Origin of the sequence: Streptomyces flavofungini (genome assembly GCF_041028215.1) — a bacterium.
Lineage (GTDB): Bacteria > Actinomycetota > Actinomycetes > Streptomycetales > Streptomycetaceae > Streptomyces > Streptomyces flavofungini_B.
In genome coordinates this window covers 1-352 of sequence record NZ_JASKYR010001514.1, presented here as the reverse complement: position 1 = coordinate 352, position 352 = coordinate 1, and the positions used below count along the sequence as shown (strand labels likewise).

Annotated in this window: 1 tRNA gene; it reads right to left on the bottom strand. The window is 67.8% G+C overall.

Features of this window, described 5'->3' with window-relative positions:
* A tRNA-Gln gene (locus AB8Z36_RS41945) sits at positions 1-72 on the bottom strand.
* Between the last annotated feature and the right edge of the window lie 280 nt (positions 73-352).

Sequence of the window (352 nt, the reverse complement as noted above, 5' to 3'; positions counted from 1 at the left end):
CTCCCCCGCCAGGACTCGAACCCGGACAGATGGCACCAAAAGCCACAGTGCTGCCAATTACACCACGGGGGATCAATTCGGGTGAACCGGACATTTGCGCAGTTCCCCGAATGGGCACCCAACACTATGCCGTACCAAGCCCCTTCCACGCGACGGTGTGCTGGATCACCGAGCCGGAAACTCACCCGGAAACCGGGGCGGAACGCCCGTACGCTGGAAGGCATGACCACGACGGGGGACGACCGCAGCACGGCCATGACCGGGCCGTGGTGGTGGGATCGGTGGCGCGGGTTCGCGCTGGATGCGGGGCTCGCCGCGGTGTCCGCGGCGGAGTGCGGWGCCGAGGGGGTGG